The sequence below is a fragment of the Burkholderia sp. PAMC 26561 genome, from assembly GCF_001557535.2.
In the GTDB taxonomy this organism is placed as follows: Bacteria; Pseudomonadota; Gammaproteobacteria; order Burkholderiales; family Burkholderiaceae; genus Caballeronia.
In genome coordinates this window covers 108107-124039 of sequence record NZ_CP014315.1, presented here as the reverse complement: position 1 = coordinate 124039, position 15933 = coordinate 108107, and the positions used below count along the sequence as shown (strand labels likewise).

At 60.3% G+C, this 15933-nt stretch carries 15 protein-coding genes; 9 read left to right on the top strand and 6 right to left on the bottom strand.

The genetic code is table 11. The features are described 5' to 3' along the window. Positions 1-29 precede the first annotated feature (29 nt). Positions 30-929, top strand: coding sequence for a LysR family transcriptional regulator (locus tag AXG89_RS35170; protein WP_205583113.1), 900 nt, complete (start codon positions 30-32; stop codon positions 927-929). A gap of 12 nt (positions 930-941) precedes the next feature. Here the strand turns inward: AXG89_RS35170 and AXG89_RS35165 are convergent, their stop codons facing one another. Beyond that, entirely contained in the window at positions 942-1763 is an 822-nt protein-coding gene (locus AXG89_RS35165; protein ID WP_075358074.1) for a MetQ/NlpA family ABC transporter substrate-binding protein, read from the bottom strand. Between the two features lie 224 nt (positions 1764-1987). Here AXG89_RS35165 and AXG89_RS35160 point away from each other — a divergent pair, with 224 nt between their 5' ends. Then, on the top strand, positions 1988-2962 hold the full coding sequence (locus tag AXG89_RS35160) for a sulfonate ABC transporter substrate-binding protein (protein WP_119024769.1): 975 nt from the start codon (positions 1988-1990) through the stop codon (positions 2960-2962). A 100-nt stretch (positions 2963-3062) separates the two neighbouring features. On the opposite strand, the gene AXG89_RS35155 is transcribed toward AXG89_RS35160, so the two are convergent. The 3 genes from AXG89_RS35155 to AXG89_RS35145 form a co-directional block, all read right to left on the bottom strand. Next, positions 3063-3596 (bottom strand): YbaK/EbsC family protein, encoded by a 534-nt coding sequence (locus AXG89_RS35155; protein ID WP_075358072.1) that lies wholly within the window; start codon positions 3594-3596, stop codon positions 3063-3065. A 124-nt stretch (positions 3597-3720) separates the two neighbouring features. After that, positions 3721-5238 carry a flagellar filament capping protein FliD gene (gene fliD / locus AXG89_RS35150; RefSeq protein WP_062001452.1) on the bottom strand — a complete coding sequence of 506 codons (1518 nt, stop codon included), beginning with the start codon at positions 5236-5238 and terminating at the stop codon, positions 3721-3723. A gap of 233 nt (positions 5239-5471) precedes the next feature. Further along, entirely contained in the window at positions 5472-6494 is a 1023-nt protein-coding gene (locus AXG89_RS35145) for a TcdA/TcdB catalytic glycosyltransferase domain-containing protein (protein WP_075358174.1), read from the bottom strand. Positions 6495-6706: 212 nt separating this feature from the next. Between AXG89_RS35145 and AXG89_RS35140 the strand changes: the two genes are divergently transcribed. Continuing rightward, positions 6707-7552: a phytanoyl-CoA dioxygenase family protein gene (locus tag AXG89_RS35140; RefSeq protein ID WP_075358071.1), complete on the top strand. Its 846-nt coding sequence runs from the start codon at positions 6707-6709 to the stop codon at positions 7550-7552. 17 nt (positions 7553-7569) lie between these two features. Here AXG89_RS35140 and AXG89_RS43935 read toward each other — a convergent pair whose 3' ends face one another. Next, positions 7570-8139: a response regulator gene (locus AXG89_RS43935; RefSeq protein ID WP_231941508.1), complete on the bottom strand. Its 570-nt coding sequence runs from the start codon at positions 8137-8139 to the stop codon at positions 7570-7572. A gap of 54 nt (positions 8140-8193) precedes the next feature. On the opposite strand from AXG89_RS43935, the gene AXG89_RS35130 reads away from it, so the two are divergent. From AXG89_RS35130 to AXG89_RS35105, 6 genes are all read left to right on the top strand, one after another. Beyond that, entirely contained in the window at positions 8194-8871 is a 678-nt protein-coding gene (locus AXG89_RS35130; RefSeq protein WP_075358070.1) for a TetR/AcrR family transcriptional regulator, read from the top strand. A gap of 106 nt (positions 8872-8977) precedes the next feature. Further along, positions 8978-10744, top strand: coding sequence for an L-arabinonate dehydratase (araD, locus tag AXG89_RS35125; protein ID WP_086386608.1), 1767 nt, complete (start codon positions 8978-8980; stop codon positions 10742-10744). Positions 10745-10766: 22 nt separating this feature from the next. Then, on the top strand, positions 10767-11498 hold the full coding sequence (locus tag AXG89_RS35120) for a ribonuclease activity regulator RraA (protein ID WP_062001457.1): 732 nt from the start codon (positions 10767-10769) through the stop codon (positions 11496-11498). Continuing rightward, positions 11498-12829, top strand: a complete 1332-nt coding sequence (locus AXG89_RS35115) for an MFS transporter (RefSeq protein WP_062001458.1) — start codon at positions 11498-11500, stop codon at positions 12827-12829. The genes AXG89_RS35120 and AXG89_RS35115 overlap by 1 nt, the downstream gene beginning before the upstream one ends. Positions 12830-12893: 64 nt before the next feature. Then, complete coding sequence (locus tag AXG89_RS35110) at positions 12894-13961, top strand: LacI family DNA-binding transcriptional regulator (protein ID WP_062001459.1); 1068 nt, start codon at positions 12894-12896, stop codon at positions 13959-13961. Between the two features lie 341 nt (positions 13962-14302). Further along, entirely contained in the window at positions 14303-14635 is a 333-nt protein-coding gene (locus AXG89_RS35105) for a DUF4148 domain-containing protein (protein ID WP_062001460.1), read from the top strand. Between the two features lie 64 nt (positions 14636-14699). Here AXG89_RS35105 and AXG89_RS35100 read toward each other — a convergent pair whose 3' ends face one another. Next, positions 14700-15899: a DUF2235 domain-containing protein gene (locus tag AXG89_RS35100; RefSeq protein ID WP_062001461.1), complete on the bottom strand. Its 1200-nt coding sequence runs from the start codon at positions 15897-15899 to the stop codon at positions 14700-14702. Between the last annotated feature and the right edge of the window lie 34 nt (positions 15900-15933).

Below are 15933 nucleotides of genomic sequence, written 5' to 3'. Positions count from 1 at the left end.
ACGTATCGTTCCCAAAATGGAACAGTCTAATGATGGAACTTGCTGATCTACGTGTTTTCCTGCGCATTGCCGAACTGAAAAGCATCTCGGCGACAGCCCGATCACTGGAGCAGCCCAAGTCGTCGATCAGCCGCGCGCTTGCACGGCTCGAAGGCGAAGTCGGCGCGTTGTTGATCGATCGCGGCATGCGTTACATACGGCTGACCGATGCCGGAACAACCCTGTATCCGCACGCAAAATTGCTGTTGGCGTCCGTAGAAGAAGCGCAGGCGGCGGTGGACGGCTTCGGCGAGGTGCCGCGCGGGAAATTGAAGGTCAACGCGCCTTACACGTTCGCGGTGGGGCTGCTTGCTCCCATGCTGGCGGCGTTCACGCGGCGCTATCCGGAGGTCCAGTTGGTGCTCGATATCGATAACAAGGTCATCGATGTCGCGGCCGAGGAGGTCGACGTGGCGATCCGCATCGGCGCGCTGCCTGATTCGGATCTCGTAGCTCAACGTCTCACGACGATTGCACTGTGGACCTGCGCAAGCCCGGCTTACCTTGAAAAGCATGGCGTGCCGCGTTTGGTCAAGGACCTTGCCGGACACACTTTGTTGAGCCGTGAGAACCGGATTTCCCGCTGGCGATATAGGACGGAAAGCGGCGAAGAGCAGGATCTCGAAGTGTTGCCCGGGACGGTGATTCCCGAGCCGACCGTCCTGCAGTCCGTCGTGATCGATGGAGGTGGCGTCGGCCGGCTTCCGGACTTTCTTGCAGCGCCGGCCGTTGCTCGCGGCGAGCTTGTCCGGCTACTGCCCAGGCTCGTCTCGGACGCGGTCGATGTGCACGTGGTCTACACGAGCCGGCGTAGTCTTTCCGCCAAGAGCCGCGTGTTCATCGAGTCGTTGCGCGAGCACCTGTCGCAACGTCCGGCAAGCGGCTCCTGACCTAGAGTCAAGCTATTGCTTGCGCGCGAAATACTCGGGCAAGCGGAAGCCATCGTAGAAATGGTTGTTCACGATCGCTTGCTGAAATGATGGCGACTGGTACGCACTGACAATCGCCTGCGTCACCGGAGCAGTCTTGTTCGCGGCCTTGACCACGACCTGATTGATGTACGGCGGCGTCATCTGTTCGAGCGCAAGGGCATCGGTCAGCTTGTAGCCGCTGAAGATCGCGAAATTCCCCTGGATCGCGGCAAAATCCACATCGTCCAGAGCGCGTGGCGCCTGCGCCGATTCCAGCGGCACGATCTTGATTCCCGCCGGATTGGCGATCACATCGCGCTCGGTGACATCCACCGGATTGGCGTTCGGCTTGATCTTGATCCAGCCGATCTGCTGGAGGATCTTCAGCGCGCGTTCCAGATTGACCGGGTCGTTCGGGACCGCGACGGTCGTGCCCGCTTTCACTTCGGTCAGCGCATGATGCTTCTTGGAATACAGGCCCATGGGCGGCGTCGGGACTTGCACGACGCCGACCAGATCCGTTCCATTGCGATCGTTGTAGGACTTCAGGTAGACCTCGTGCTGCATGACATCGGCGGCGATCTCTCCACGATACACCGCCTGATTCGCCTCCAGTCCCGTACTGAATTCCACGTACTTGATCGAATAGCCTTTCTGGCGCAAGACCGGTTCAACGCCGAGTTTGAATTCATCGGAATAGGGACCGGGCACGAAGCCGATGCGCAACTCGTTCGTCTCCGCGGCATGGCTCGCCGGCGACGCAAGCGTCACGCTGAGCGCGATGGCAGCAGCGAGGAATGTCCAATCAGGCATGGTTCGGAATCGAGAAGAAAGGGAGGAAAGGGACGCGACACCCCGATCAACTTAAACCTTTGAAAGGCGCTTGAGAACCAAGCAAATTCGATATCGATATGTCGATCCGGCACGAATGAATAAGCATTGCGCTTCTTGTTGGTTTGCCCGCTGGATAGCCGACCGTATGCTTGCGATGCGTCGGCAACCGCCCGCGTCGATCCCGCAACCGTCTCCACAGATCCATGAATCGTTTCCATTCTTCAAGCCGCCGTCGTTTCGTAGCAAGTGGTCTCACGCTTGCAGCCTCATGCGCGTTGCCGCTTGCTCATGCGCAAGGCAATACCGCGCAAACCACGAGGTCGTTACGAATTGGTTATCAGAAGGGATTGCTCAGCATCCTCAAAGGCCGTGGCACGCTTGAACACCGGCTGACGCCGCTGGGCGTGCGCGTCGAATGGACCGAGTTTCCGTCCGGGCCGCCGCAACTCGAAGCGCTGAACGTGGGTTCTATCGATTTCGGCGATGTGGGGGAAGCGCCGCCCGTTTTTGCGCAAGCTGCAGGGGCGCCGTTCGTCTACTACGGTCAGACTGCGCAGCGGCCGGCAAGCGAGGCGCTCGTGGTGCAGCAGGACTCGCCGGTAAAGTCGGTTGCGCAGTTGAAGGGCAAGCGCATTGCGTTGACCAAGGGATCGAACGCGCATTTCCTGCTGTTGCGATTGCTGGAGAATGCGAACATCGACTACGCCGATATCACGCCGGTCTTTCTTTCTCCCGCCGATGCCCGCGCGGCCTTCGAGCAAAAAGCAGTCGATGCATGGGTGATATGGGACCCGTTCCTCGCGGTCGTGCAGTCGACCAGCAAGGCGCGGATCGTGGCGGACGGCAGCGGTGTGGTCCAGAACCGCGCGTTCTATTTCACGTCGCGTACATATGTGCAGAAGAACGACGACGTGCTGCGCGCCGTGCTCGAAGAGATTGGTGGCATCGACCACTGGATATCGGAGAATCGCGAACCGGCGGCGGCGGAGTTTTCGCGTTTGTGGGGCATCCCGCAACCCATCGTCATCACGGCGCTCACGCGGCTCAAATATGGGACCGAGCCCATTTCCCGCGATGCGCTGGCGAATCAGCAGCGCATTGCGGACGCGTTCTACAAGCTCAAGCTGTTGCCATCGCAAATCGACGTGACGGCGGCGGCTCCGCGAACGCTCGCCTGAGCGTTTGGCGCCGTCGGCCGCTCATGTCGGTCATAGTGACTTATACCTGCATGCGCCGAACCTGAACTACGCAAACGCCATGAGAATATGAGCGCGTGCTTCAGGCGACGGTCATCGATGCAACTTCCGCCCCCGGCAGCGCCGCAAGGACGGCCGGCGGCAGCACCAGCTTCGCTGTGCGGATACCGGCGCCCATCACGATCTGCGCACGCGCCATGACAGCGGACTCGATCAGCACGCGCCAGCCGGCGGGCAGCCCGAACGCGGTGATGCCGCCGAATTCCATTGCGCTGTGCTCGACGGCCGCTTCGCGCGGCGCGAACGAGACCTTTTTCGCACCGAGCGTTTGCCGCACGGCGCCGTTGACATCCAGCCGATGCGAACCGAGCGTCACGACCGCCGCGAAATGCTCTTCGCCGTCCTTTTTGTATCGAGGCACGATGGTGTTCGCGCAATCCTCCAGCGGAATGCCATAGCGCGCGCTGCAATCGGCCGTGTCCGATGCGTCGTCGGCGACGGCGAACACGACCACGTCCCGGCCTTCTATGGCAGCCGCCACATGCGCCGGAAGGTGCTGGTCAAGTTGATCGGCGGGGATGACGTCGGTTGTGGCGTTGATCTCGTACAGGTTCATTTGCGTGGCGAAAGTCGCGTGATGGAAGGAGCCTTATTCGGCCGCAAGCGTAGCGCAAACCGCGGCGGCGTGCTCGGCGGCCGGCTCGCGAGGCCGGCCTTCCATCAGTAAAACCCGTTGCGAGTTACTTGTTGTTCGCTAGCGAACCGGCGCTGTTCGTGCCGCCAAACAGCGCGGTGAGGTAGCTGGCGTTCATCTGCGAATTCGCCATCAGTGTGTTGAGCGACGTGAACTGATCGTTGTATGCGGTCGTGAGCTGCGCGGTGAGTGCGTCGAGCGCCGTTTGCTTGGTGACCAGCTTCTTGAGGTCGGCGGTGAGCGCGCTGGAGCGTGTTTCCACGATACCGCCCGTCGACAGGAACGACGTCAGGTTGTCGTTCATCTGCGTGCCGACGCCATCGGTGGAATTGAAAAGCTGCGATACCTTCGTCGGATCGCTCTTCAACGCGGCGTTCAGCGCGTCGGCATCGGTCTTGAGCGTGCCGTCCGGCTTGAGCGTGATGCCGATGGACCCAAGGTTGATCGACGATGCCCCTTTGCCGACGCCGCTGCTCAACACGCCGGCAAGCGTATTGCGAATGGTGTTCATCATGGCGTCGCCGAGAAGCGTGCCGCCTTGCGATCCCTTCGGCTGGCTCGAATCGAACGAGGTCAGCGTCTTCACCGTGCCGATGTAGTTGTTGTACGCCGTAACGAAGGCGTTGATGGCGGTTGCCTGGCCCGTCGTATCCTGCGCGACGGTCAGCGTTTGCGTAGTGCCGACCGAGGCTGAATCGAGCGTCATGGATACGCCGCTCAGCGCAGTCGTGATCGTGTTGCTCGCGCTCGTGCCGGCGGTGCCCGCAATCATGAAGTTCGCATCCTGGCCCGCGACGCTTTGCGACCACTTGCCGGTCGCGACACTTGTGGCCGAGCCCGTGTAATTGCCGGCCGTTTCCGCGCTGTTTGCCGGCGCGGACACGGTGCCCGAGGTCATGGCCAGATCGTTCAGCGCATCGTCCGGGCCGGCGCCCGCGATCGAAATATTGATCCCGTTGGACACCCCCGTCGACGATGACCGCAGCACCAGGTGCGCGCCGTCCGTGCCATTGACGATCGCCGCGGTGATCCCCGGATTGCCTTTGCCCGAATTGATGGCCGAGGCAATGCCGGCGAGCGTGTTGTTGTTCGAATCCACGTTGATGGACATGCTCTTGCCGCCGACCGACAGTGTCATCGTGCCGGCACCGAGCGTGCTGCCCGCCTTGAACGCGCCCGACGTAACCGATTGCGACGTCGCGATATTCGATACCTGGACGGAATACGATCCTGCCACGGCGCCTTTCGTGCCTTTGGCGGTGATGCCCTTCCCGTCGCCGATTGCGGTGAATGCGGACATGGTCGTGCCGTCGGAAAGCGAGGCGATCGAGCTTTGCAAAAGCGACATTACCGACTTCAACTGACCAAGCGCCGTAAGCTGGGTGTTGTCCGACTTGGTCTTGTTGGTGAGCGCTGCCGTCTGACCCGCCACCTTCGCATTGACGAGAGCAGTGACGAGCGCGTTCACGTCGGTCTTGCTTCCGGTCGAGCCGCTGATGATCGATTGCGCCGCCTGCTGGACGGCGCTGTTCGGATTCACGCTGGATGAAGAGATCGTGCTCATGCATTGCTCCGTTATTTTTGTCGCGCCGCGATTCAGGCAGGAGCCATGCGTTGGTGGCCTTGCCTGATATGACGAACGTGTGAAATTCGACAGACGGACGCAAAAAACAGCTGGCATTCACTCTTTCTGGCCGCGTCAAACATCGTGTAACGGATTGTAATTCAGCTTACAGTTTACTTGCTAGTTTATTCATATAATTAACGTTCAAAGGCATGCGCTCGATTGATTCGATGCTAAAGCCAGTCATGGAAATAGCGATCGACGATCATATACATCGGGAAGTACCAGTTTTCCCGCATGAAAGCGTTGTCGCTGGCCTGTTTTCGCGTCAATTTATCCTGCGTCGTAATTCCGGCAACACCGCTCTCCATTTTCTCCTTGGCTTTCGCGAATCCCGATCCTTTCGAGGCCGCGGTCGGCCCCGTCATCTGAATGGTGCTTTTGCGGACATCGTTGAAATAGAGATCGCGCCGTGCCGTGTCGCTCTTGAGCGATTTGAAATTGCTCTGGATCATGGCTTTGTAGGTCTTCATCCCCTTGCACCTCGGGTGAGAGGCAATGACCGAATTGCTGATTGCCGGCGTCTGGCCGCCGACCTTGCGCGCCCACCATGCGTCCGATTCCCAGTCGCTTTGGCTGACGCCGTCCTTCCAGGCGTAATTGACGGCCGAGAATCGTGGATACGACTCGTGACAAACGATCGATCCAAGCTTACTTGCGCAGGAGACGTCGGTATCGACATAGACGCCCCCGTACTGCATCAGGATCTCGATTCTCAGGATGTCGCTCGCCGCGCCGAAATTGCCGCCGCGTTCGACCAGCTCCCGGCGGTAGATCGGCGCGGTCTTGCCCATGTTCAGGTCGCGCTCCACCTCCCGCAGCTTGATGCGATTGCTGTTGCAGAAGGCCATGATCGAATTGACCTTCTGCACGCGCATGCCCTGCAATGCTTCACCACGGTAGTTGAGGAATTCCTGCAGGTATTTCATCGTGGCACGATCGTCGCCGTCTTTTCCCACGTGCTCGGCGACCGTTTTCCACTGGTCCGCGCTCACGCCCGCGCCGTTGTTCTGCGCCGTGTAGTGCGCGGTCGCAGCGCGGCGCCGTTCGCCTGTCAGCAACTGTTTTGCATCGATCCAGAGATTGACTTCCCAGTCAGGATTTTTAGCCGGAAAACTTGCGATGCAGTCACGATTGCGTTGCGGGATGTCGTTACCGATCCAGATGATATGCAGCTTCTTAGGTATGGCTTTCACGTCGGATTCCTGAAGTCTGTCGTTCAGGAGAAACACTTAAGCCCCTTGGCATATTCCATTGCGCTTTCCCGCGCAAGAATAAATTGGAATGAAAATTCCATGTTTAATTCAGGTGAAATTTTCGTTGCACTGGCGTGAACGCTCTTCTATGCTTGTCCGTACCAGCGGCCGAAGCGCCGTGGTGAAAAAACAAGGAGACAGCCGTGAACAGCATGCAGGCCGATGCCATGACCCCTGACGGCGTGGTCGATGCACTTTTGCGCGGTCCCGGCGCGGTTCGCATTCGAGGAGCGTTCAGCGCGGCGCAGGTCGCGGAGGCGCGCCGTGTCGTGATGGCGCATTCCGACGATCGCGCGCAGACCGTCACGCATTTCCAGGGGCAGGCGGTACAAGAGCAGCGGCTGCATTTGCAGCGGCGTGTCTGGAATCTGCTGGCTAAAGGCAGTGTATTTTCAGAGATGGCCGAGCATCCTGTGATCGTCGCAGCAATGCGGCTTTTTCTCGGCGATGACTTCATCATGGGATCGATTGCCGCCAACCGGATTCTGCCGGACGGGCCGGGACAGGAACCGCATATCGATTATCCATACTGGGATTTTCATGCACCTGGCACGTTTCCGGTCGGCATCAACACCAGCTTTCCGCTCAACGCACAAGTCACCATTCCACTCGATCCATTCACGCCGCTGACCGGCGCGACCGCGTTCGTGCCTCACACGCAGCACGAACTGCGATATCCCGGCGATGGCGATGCCTTTTTCGAACGCTGCGAACGGATGGAAGCGGACCCGGGCGACGCGATCGTGTTTTTCGGCGCGACGTGGCATTGCGCGATGCCGAATCACAGCACGCAGGACCGCAGCGCCGTGCTGATCCAGTACCTGCCGAAGTTCGTCAAGCCGATGGAAGACCTGCGCGCGATGGCCGGCGAGGCGTTTGTGAAAAACGCCAGTCCGACGATGCGCCAGTTGCTCGGCCTGAATTTTCCATATCCGCAGAATCTCGACGCCGTCGCTGTCGCGACGAACGCAGAGGGGCGCACGAACGCACGGCGTTAGGGCGCGGGTTTATCGATTTACCCTTCGGAAAACCGCAGCGCCCGTTCCAAAGCGCCGGCGCTGATCGGTTTGTGGAGATATCCGTCGAACGGTTCGAGGTCATCGTCGCGCAGATCGGTGCGCCCGGTCACCGCGATCACGCACGCGTCACGCGATGCACCGTCTTCGCGCACCTTCCTGCAAAGTTCGCGGCCGTCGGCGTCCGGCAGTTCGATGTCGAAGAAAACCACGTCGAAGCTCTGCGCTTGCGTCAGCTCCAGCGCGGCGCGGCCGTCATACGCCACCTGCACTTTGTGTCCCAGGCCCGAGGCTATTTCGCCAAATGCATCGGCTGAATCTTTATGGTCGTCGATAAAAAGGATATGCACGATTCCCTCGGTATTAAGCGGTTTTTCTGCTCGGAGTTTTCGTCCTGCTGGCAGGTGGGATGAACGAGATCGCGCGTTCACAGACAAGCTATGCAACGACAATGCCAGGTGACGCCGGCGCAGCCGTGGCGCACGTCCGGCGTATTTGTCTGCGGCGTGCGGGTCATTGTTACAAGCGCGAGAAAAGCAGTTGACAATCGCAGCGCACGCCGCGAGCATGTTTCCGTTGGAAAGTTTTTAGAGCCCCTCTCATCTCCTTGTCCGTGATTCCCTATGAACGAAAGCCGAAAACCCGCAGCGGTTTCCCGGTCGAAGAAAACGCAGTCCGCTGATGTAACGTCCGAGCAAAAGCCCTATCACCACGGTTCGCTCCCCAACGCGCTGCTGGCGGCGGCTGAAACCGTGCTTCGCCATGACGGCATCGGCGGGCTGAGCCTGCGATCCATCGCGCGCGAAGCCGGCGTGTCGCACACGGCGCCCCAACATCATTTCGGCGATACCGCCGGCGTCCTGAGCGAACTCGCAGCGAGCGGCCATCTTCGTCTCACCGAAACCATGGCGAAACACGCGCATGGCCTGCAGCCCGGGCCGCAACGGCGCCGTGCCATTGCGCGCGGCTACGTGAGTTTCGCGGTGACGAACCCGGATTTGTTCCGGCTCATGTCGCGAGCGGAAATGCTCGACAACACGCGTCCATCGCTGGTCGAGGCGCGGCGTGCATCGGCAATGGCTTTATCCGATGTCACCGATGACACCCCGGAAGCGACGCAGCCACCGCCAAAACTCGATGCCACCCGCGCCGTCGCCATGACCGCCGCCTGGGCTTATGTGCACGGCCTCGCCACCTTGCTTATCGATGGACGCCTGAACGGCCTCGCGCTCGCAGCCGACGGCGTGGAAAGCGCTGACGCGCTGGTCGATGCGACGATCGAACAAATGCGGATTGGGTAGGCGCCGCACCCGCTGATCGACCAGTTCGTCCGTAAAACCCCCTACGGACGATCTGGAATGATAGCGTTACCATCCGTTCACGATACAACCCGGCCTGGAGAAAAGCTTGGCCCCAAAACGTAAAACCCCAGAAGAACTTCGAAGCTTTCGTTGGTATGGCGTGAATGACCTGCGCTCGTTCGGACATCGGTCGCGTACCGCGCAAATGGGCTATCACCCGTCCGATTACATGGGCAAACCCGTCATTGCGGTAGTGAACACGTGGAGCGAAATCAACTCGTGCCACACGCACTTCAAGCAGCGCGTGGAAGAGGTCAAGCGCGGCGTCTGGCAAGCCGGCGGCTTCCCGGTCGAAATGCCGGTCATGACGCTTGCCGAGCCGTTCCAGAAACCGACCACCATGCTTTACCGCAACTTCCTCGCGATGGAAACCGAGGAACTGCTGAAGTCGTATCAGTTCGACGGCTGTGTCCTGATGGGCGGTTGCGACAAGACCACGCCCGGCCTGTTGATGGGTGCCATCAGCATGAACTTGCCGACCATCTTCTTGCCCGCCGGCCCAATGCTGCGCGGCAACTGGAACGGCCGGACGCTCGGCAGCGGGTCCGATACCTGGAAATACTGGGCCGAACTTCGCGCCGGGAAAATCACGGAAGAGGAATGGAAGGGCATCGAAAGTGGTATCGCACGCTCGCCGGGCCATTGCATGACCATGGGCACGGCATCGACCATGACCACCGCCACCGAGGCGCTCGGCCTGATCCTGCCGGGGTTTTCATCGATACCCGCTGTCGACTCGCGCCACGCGCAGTTCGCTTCGCTCACGGGCCAGCGGATCGTGGAGATGGTCTGGACGGACCAGAAGCCATCGGACATCCTGACCGCCAAATCCTTCGATAACGCCGTCACCACCGTGCTGTCCATGTCGGGATCGACCAACGCGATCGTCCATCTGGTGGCGGTGGCGCGCCGCGCGGGCATCGACCTGACGACGGCGCGCTTCGATGAACTCGCGCGCATCACGCCCGTGCTCGCCAACCTGCGTCCGGCGGGCAAGTACCTGATGGAAGACTTCTTCTACGCAGGCGGTTTGCGCGCGCTGCTCGTGGAGCTGGGAAAGCTGATCGACGGTTCGCAAATGACGGTGAGCGGCACGACGCTCGCGGAGAACATAGAAGGCGCGGAGATCTTCGATACCGACGTCATCCGCAAGCGCGACAACCCGGTCGTGGAACGCGATGGCCTCGCGGTGCTGACCGGCAATCTCGCCCCCGATGGCGCCGTGATCAAACCCGCCGCAATGGAACAGCATCTGCTGAAAGCGCGTGGCCCGGCCGTGGTATTCAAGGATTACGCGGACATGGCGGCGCGCATCGACAACGAAGACCTCGACATCACTGCCGCGTCCGTGATCGTGCTGCAGCACGCAGGACCCGTCGGCGCACCGGGCATGCCGGAGTGGGGCCAGTTGCCGATACCGCAAAAGCTCCTGAAACAAGGCGTGCGCGACATGGTTCGCATCTCCGACGCACGCATGAGCGGCACGAGTTACGGCGCGTGCGTGCTGCATGTGGCGCCTGAATCGTTCGTAGGCGGTCCGCTTGCGTTGGTGCGGGACGGCGACATGATTGAACTCGATGTCCCCGGCCGGCGCCTTCATCTCAATGTCAGCGACGAAGAACTCGCCGCGCGCAAGGCTGCATGGAAAGCGCCGAAGCGACCATTCGAACGGGGGTTCGGCGTGATGCACCAGCTTCATGTCACGCAGGCGAACAAGGGTTGCGACTTCGATTTCCTCGAAGAACCGCTGACGGCATCCACGACGTCCACCGCCTCCACGAACGCCGATCGCGACGAACCCGAGATTCATTAATTTTATTCCGAGTACTGACTAAATGACTTCCTCCGGTACCGCCGTCAGCGCCGAAGCGCTGGAGTTGTTGCGCCATGTCAGCACGGCGACGCTCACCACGCAGTTGTTCAAGCGCGGCTTGCGCAATGTCTTCCTGCAAGGCGTCGCTCCGCTCGTGAAGCCGGAGCCGGGCGCGCCGAATCTTGTCGGCCCTGCGTTCACGCTGCGCAATATTCCGGCGCGTGAGGACATCGATCACGTGGGGGTGTTCCAGGACCCGGACCATCCACAACGCAAGGCGGTCGAGAGCGCGCCGCCGGGTAGCGTGCTCGTGCAGGACTGCCGCGGCGACCGGTCGGTGGCGTCGGTGGGATCGATTCTCGCGCTGCGGCTTGCGAAGCGCGGCGTCGCAGGCATGGTCTCCGACGGCGCCGTGCGCGACAGCGGCACGATCTCCGGCCTCGGCTTGCCGCTGTGGTGCGCGGGCGCGAGCGCACCGCTCAATCTGGCCAGGCATCACGCGGTCGATATGAACGTGCCGATCGCGTGCGGCGGCGTGGCGGTTTATCCGGGAGACATCGTGGTCGCGGATGTGGATGGCGTCGTGATCGTGCCGCACGAAATGGCGGAAGATGTCGCACGCGATGCAACCGAACAGGAGCAACTGGAAATTTTTATCTCGCAGCGAATCGATGAGGGCAGGCCCTTGCGCGGCACGTATCCGCCGAACGAAGAAACGCTTGCTGCCTACGCACAATGGCGTGCGCAAAAATGATGGATACCGCCCAGCCCTCTATCGATGAAACGCCGCTGATCAACCGCATCGCACTCAGGCTGATGCCGCTCCTCGGTTTGCTCTACCTCATTGCGTATATCGACCGGTCGAATATCAGCTTCGCCAAGTTGCAGATGCTCGGCAGTCTCGGCTTGAGCGAAGTGGCGTACGGGCTGGGTGCATCGCTGTTTTTTATCGGCTATCTGATTTTCGAAGTGCCAAGCAATTTGCTGCTGCACAAGTTCGGCGCGCCGCGATGGATCGCGCGCATCATGCTGACGTGGGGCATCGTGACCGTGCTGCTCGCGTTCACGAAGAACGCGACTTCGTTCTATGTGCTGCGTTTCCTGCTGGGCGCTTCGGAAGCGGGGCTTTATCCGGGCGTGATTTATTACCTGACGCTATGGTTTCCATCGCGGCATCGCGTGCGGATGTTGGGTTACTTCACGATCGGCAGCAGCCTCGGCAACATGGTGGGTGCGCCAATCTGCGGCTGGCTGCTCGACAAGGGCGGCTTGCTCGGTCTGCAAGGCTGGCAGTTGGTGTTCATCATCACCGGCATTCCATCGATCCTGCTTACTGCGGTCGTATTGCTGTACCTGCCCGAGTCTCCGCTCAAAGCGAAATTCATTACCGATGCCGAAAAGAAATGGCTCGCCGGTACGCTCGAGAAAGAACGCGCACTTGCCGCGCAATCGGAGTCCGGAAAGAGCAGTTTCCTGAGCGTCGTGACGGAACCGCGCGTGATCGGCATGGCGTTGTACTACATGATGCTTTCGATGTCCGTCTACGGCGTGAGCTACTGGCTGCCAACGCTCGTCAAAGGCTTTGGCGTGAGCAACACGGTCAACGGCCTGATCAACATCATTCCGTGGCTGCTCGCAACGCTCGTGCTGATATGGCTGCCGTCGAAACTGCGTGCGGCGAACCGCACGATGGCCGCCATGTTGTGCGCAGCGGTGCTCGGCGTGATCTTTTTTCTCGGTAGCGTCTTCCTGCCGACCAACACGCTGCGCTTCATTGCGTTGAGTCTCGGCGCGCCCTGCATGTATTTGCTGCTGCCGTGCTTCTGGACGCTGCCGCCCAGGTTCCTGACCGGCGCGCGTGCAGCAGCGGGCATCGCGGCGATCAATTCGCTGGGGAACGTGGGTGGTTTCATTGCGCAGAATCTCGTGCCCTGGGTCAGGCAGGCGAGCGGCAGCACCAAGGCGCCCATGCTGATTCCAGCAGCGTGTCTCTTCACATTCGGTATCGTCACGTTGATCCTGATGCGGCGTGAGCGTCATGCCCAGGGGGATGTCGCCCGCGAGCGGCGCGTGGAAGCGGCTTGAGTTGCCTGGCACCGGCTGCCAACTACAATAGCGGCGTTTAACCTTTCCACGCTCCAAGCGAATCATGCCGAACGACAAGCCCGCTGCGTTTTCCATCGATGACCCAACTAGTGGCGCCACGCGCGTGAAGCGAACGCGCGGCGGCCCGAAGGGCTTGCGGATCACCGACGTCGCCACGGCCGCAGGCGTCTCGCCCATCACGGTTTCGCGCGTATTCAACAGTCCCGAAACCGTCGCGCCCGAAACGCTCGAGCGCGTGCGGCGGGTCGTCCAGAAGCTTGGCTATGTGCCGAACCGGCTGGCAGGGGGATTGTCTTCGTCGAGGTCACGGTTGATCGCGGCCATTGTGCCGACCATCGCGCATTCGTTGTTCTCGGAAACCATTCAAGTCTTTAGCGAAACGATGTCGAAGGCCGGGTATCAGGTGCTGCTCGCGCTCAGCGGCTACAGCGACACGAGCGAAGAAACCCTGCTCGACGCGGTGCTGAGCCGGCGTCCCGAAGGTGTGCTGCTGACCGGCGTCGCGCATACGGATTCGTTGCGTGAGCGGCTGCGCAACGTCGGTATTCCGATTGTAGAAACGTGGGACATGACGGACACGCCTATCGATATGCTCGTGGGTTTTTCGCATTATCAAGTGGGCGTTGCGGTGGCCGAGCGCTTCATTGCGCGGGGCGTGCGTTATCCGGGGCTCGTTTCCGCCAACGACGACCGCGCGATCGCGCGCATCACCGGCTTTCGAGCGCGTTTCGCCCATGAAGGAATCTGCAACATTGCCGACGTGATCGTGTCGCCGCCGAGTTCGGTATCGGTGGGCAAAGCCGCGCTGCCGGAATTGCTCGCCCGCATGCCGCAACTGGACGCCGTGTTTTGCGGCTCGGATCTGCTTGCCATCGGCGTGCTTGGCGAAGCGAAACGGCGCGGTATCGACGTGCCGTCGCAGTTGTCCATATGCGGATTCGGCGACCTTGAATTTGCATCGGAAACAAGCCCCACCCTCACCACTGTGCGCGTGGACGGCACGCATATCGGCCTCAACGCAGCGCAGTGTCTGCTCGCACGCCTGAGAGGCGAGCAGCATGCGAGCATCAGCGACGTAGGCTTTCACATCGTCGAGCGCGAGACGGTCTAGAGTCAAACGCATCCCTCCTTCCGACGGGCTCCTTCAGCCCCTTCTCATGCATGGTTTCGGCAAGTCCGTTTGCCGACGACACTACATTCATCGATCGATAACAATCACTCCCGGATCAACCGGGCCGATCGATGTGGTGGGCTTGATTGATCGAAGCACGTAGTAAGGGATTACGACAAGAAGGGTGCACGGTTGAGCTGGGCCATGCCTGAGTCGGCGTTACATGGCATATAAGAAACTTACTAATCGTGTGTAACACCGGCGATTAAATTTTTATCACACCGGGGAAATACCCTGCGTATCTGGCTCTCAGTCGCAGGACACAACTTCTGGAGGTAACTATGAAATCGTCGATCTATGCGGTCCTTGTTGTTTCGGTTCTGGCCGCGCCGATCACCTCATTTGCTCAGCAGGGAAACGGGCCAATCACTCGTGAGCAAGTGAATAATGAACTCGTGCAGCTTCGCGAAGCCGGATACACCGGCAGCGCCAGCGACACGACTTACCCTGCTGAACTGCAAGCCGCGCTCGCCCGCGTGGCCGAAAAGAACCAGGCGCAGGCGCAGATGCAGATGCCGCAAAACAGCGAGTACGGGACGTCGTCCAGCGGTTCATCGCAGGCGGGACGCCCACAAGCCGCGGTCGATACACAAGCGGTCTACAAGGGACAGTAAGGTAGTGCGTGGGGCATCGGGCGGCTTGTCATGCCCGATGCCCCACAACGTGTTCGCCTTGTCGTCAGATCCATGTCTTGACGGTCGGGAAATAGTTCGCAAGTGTCGAAGGAACATAAGGACCAGGGGTGCCTGCCGGGTCTCCAAGCACTGATGTTCCCGCAAGACGATCACGAATCGAGTGATAGGCGCAAAGCGGAAGGAACTTCGAGAAGTCGCGCGGTCCATGCGGAAGATCGACGAACACGCCGCTCGCCCACGGTCGATGCGCTACCCCAAGGGCGCTTGGCGACATCGGCAGGTAAGGATTCTGGAAAATGATGCCGTTGTCGATCTCGGCCAGACTGCTTGTCATCCATGCGAGCGCACAATCGGACAAACCACTTTCGTTGTCCGTAGAAGGGTAACCTCCGCCGACATCCGAATGCGCGCCGGGGAAAAGCACTTGCGTGACGTTCGCGCGTTCGTCCCACAGCGTCGGCGTAAAGTCGCCGCGCTCTTCGTCCAGGCTGATCGCATGAAAACCGTACTGCACAGCGGGGCTCAAGGATGTATCGGCAAAGCGGAACACGTCCACGCGTGCATCGTTGGATTCCACATAGAGCGGAATGCCCATGGCGCCGACCGTATCCCACACTCCGATTGCCTGGATTTTTACGTTTGGAACGAGATCCTTGGGATCGATGGGCGGATTCAGTGTCAGGAAGCTCGTTACATCCCTGAACAATGAAACAATGGAAGTGTTCCACGTCTTCGATATGGCCGTCACCCGGTTCGAACGATGCGCGCGCCATGCAGCAACCCCGTTGCGATAACCGACTATCGGGTCGGCCAGATCGAGCGTCTTTGCATTGAGCAAACCCTGATCGACGATCAGTCCGCCAAGCGCGCGGGCGGTGTAGGACCCGCGACTGAAGCCGATGATGAAGATGCGGTCGCCCTCTTCGTAATTGCGCGAGATGAACGTGTAACCGCGGACGATCCGCGCGATCAATCCCCACCCGAAAACGCCGCCGAGCATCTTGATGATGGCGTTGTCCGAGTCGCCCACGCCGTGCAGATACTTGGCCACTTGCAGGCATGTCCCATCCGCAGTCAGCGACGATTCTTGTTCGGTTGCATAGACCACGGCGCCCGAATGCGGATCGCTGGCAAGGTTCAGGAACAGCTTCCATACGTTGGTGGTCTTGGGCGTGTCGTCATCTTCGCCGGAGTTGGGGCCGTTCCAGGTGCCGTCGGCACAGAACACAATATTCTTTGGCATGACTCTCCTTTTTGTTGGATTGCGTTGCGGCGAA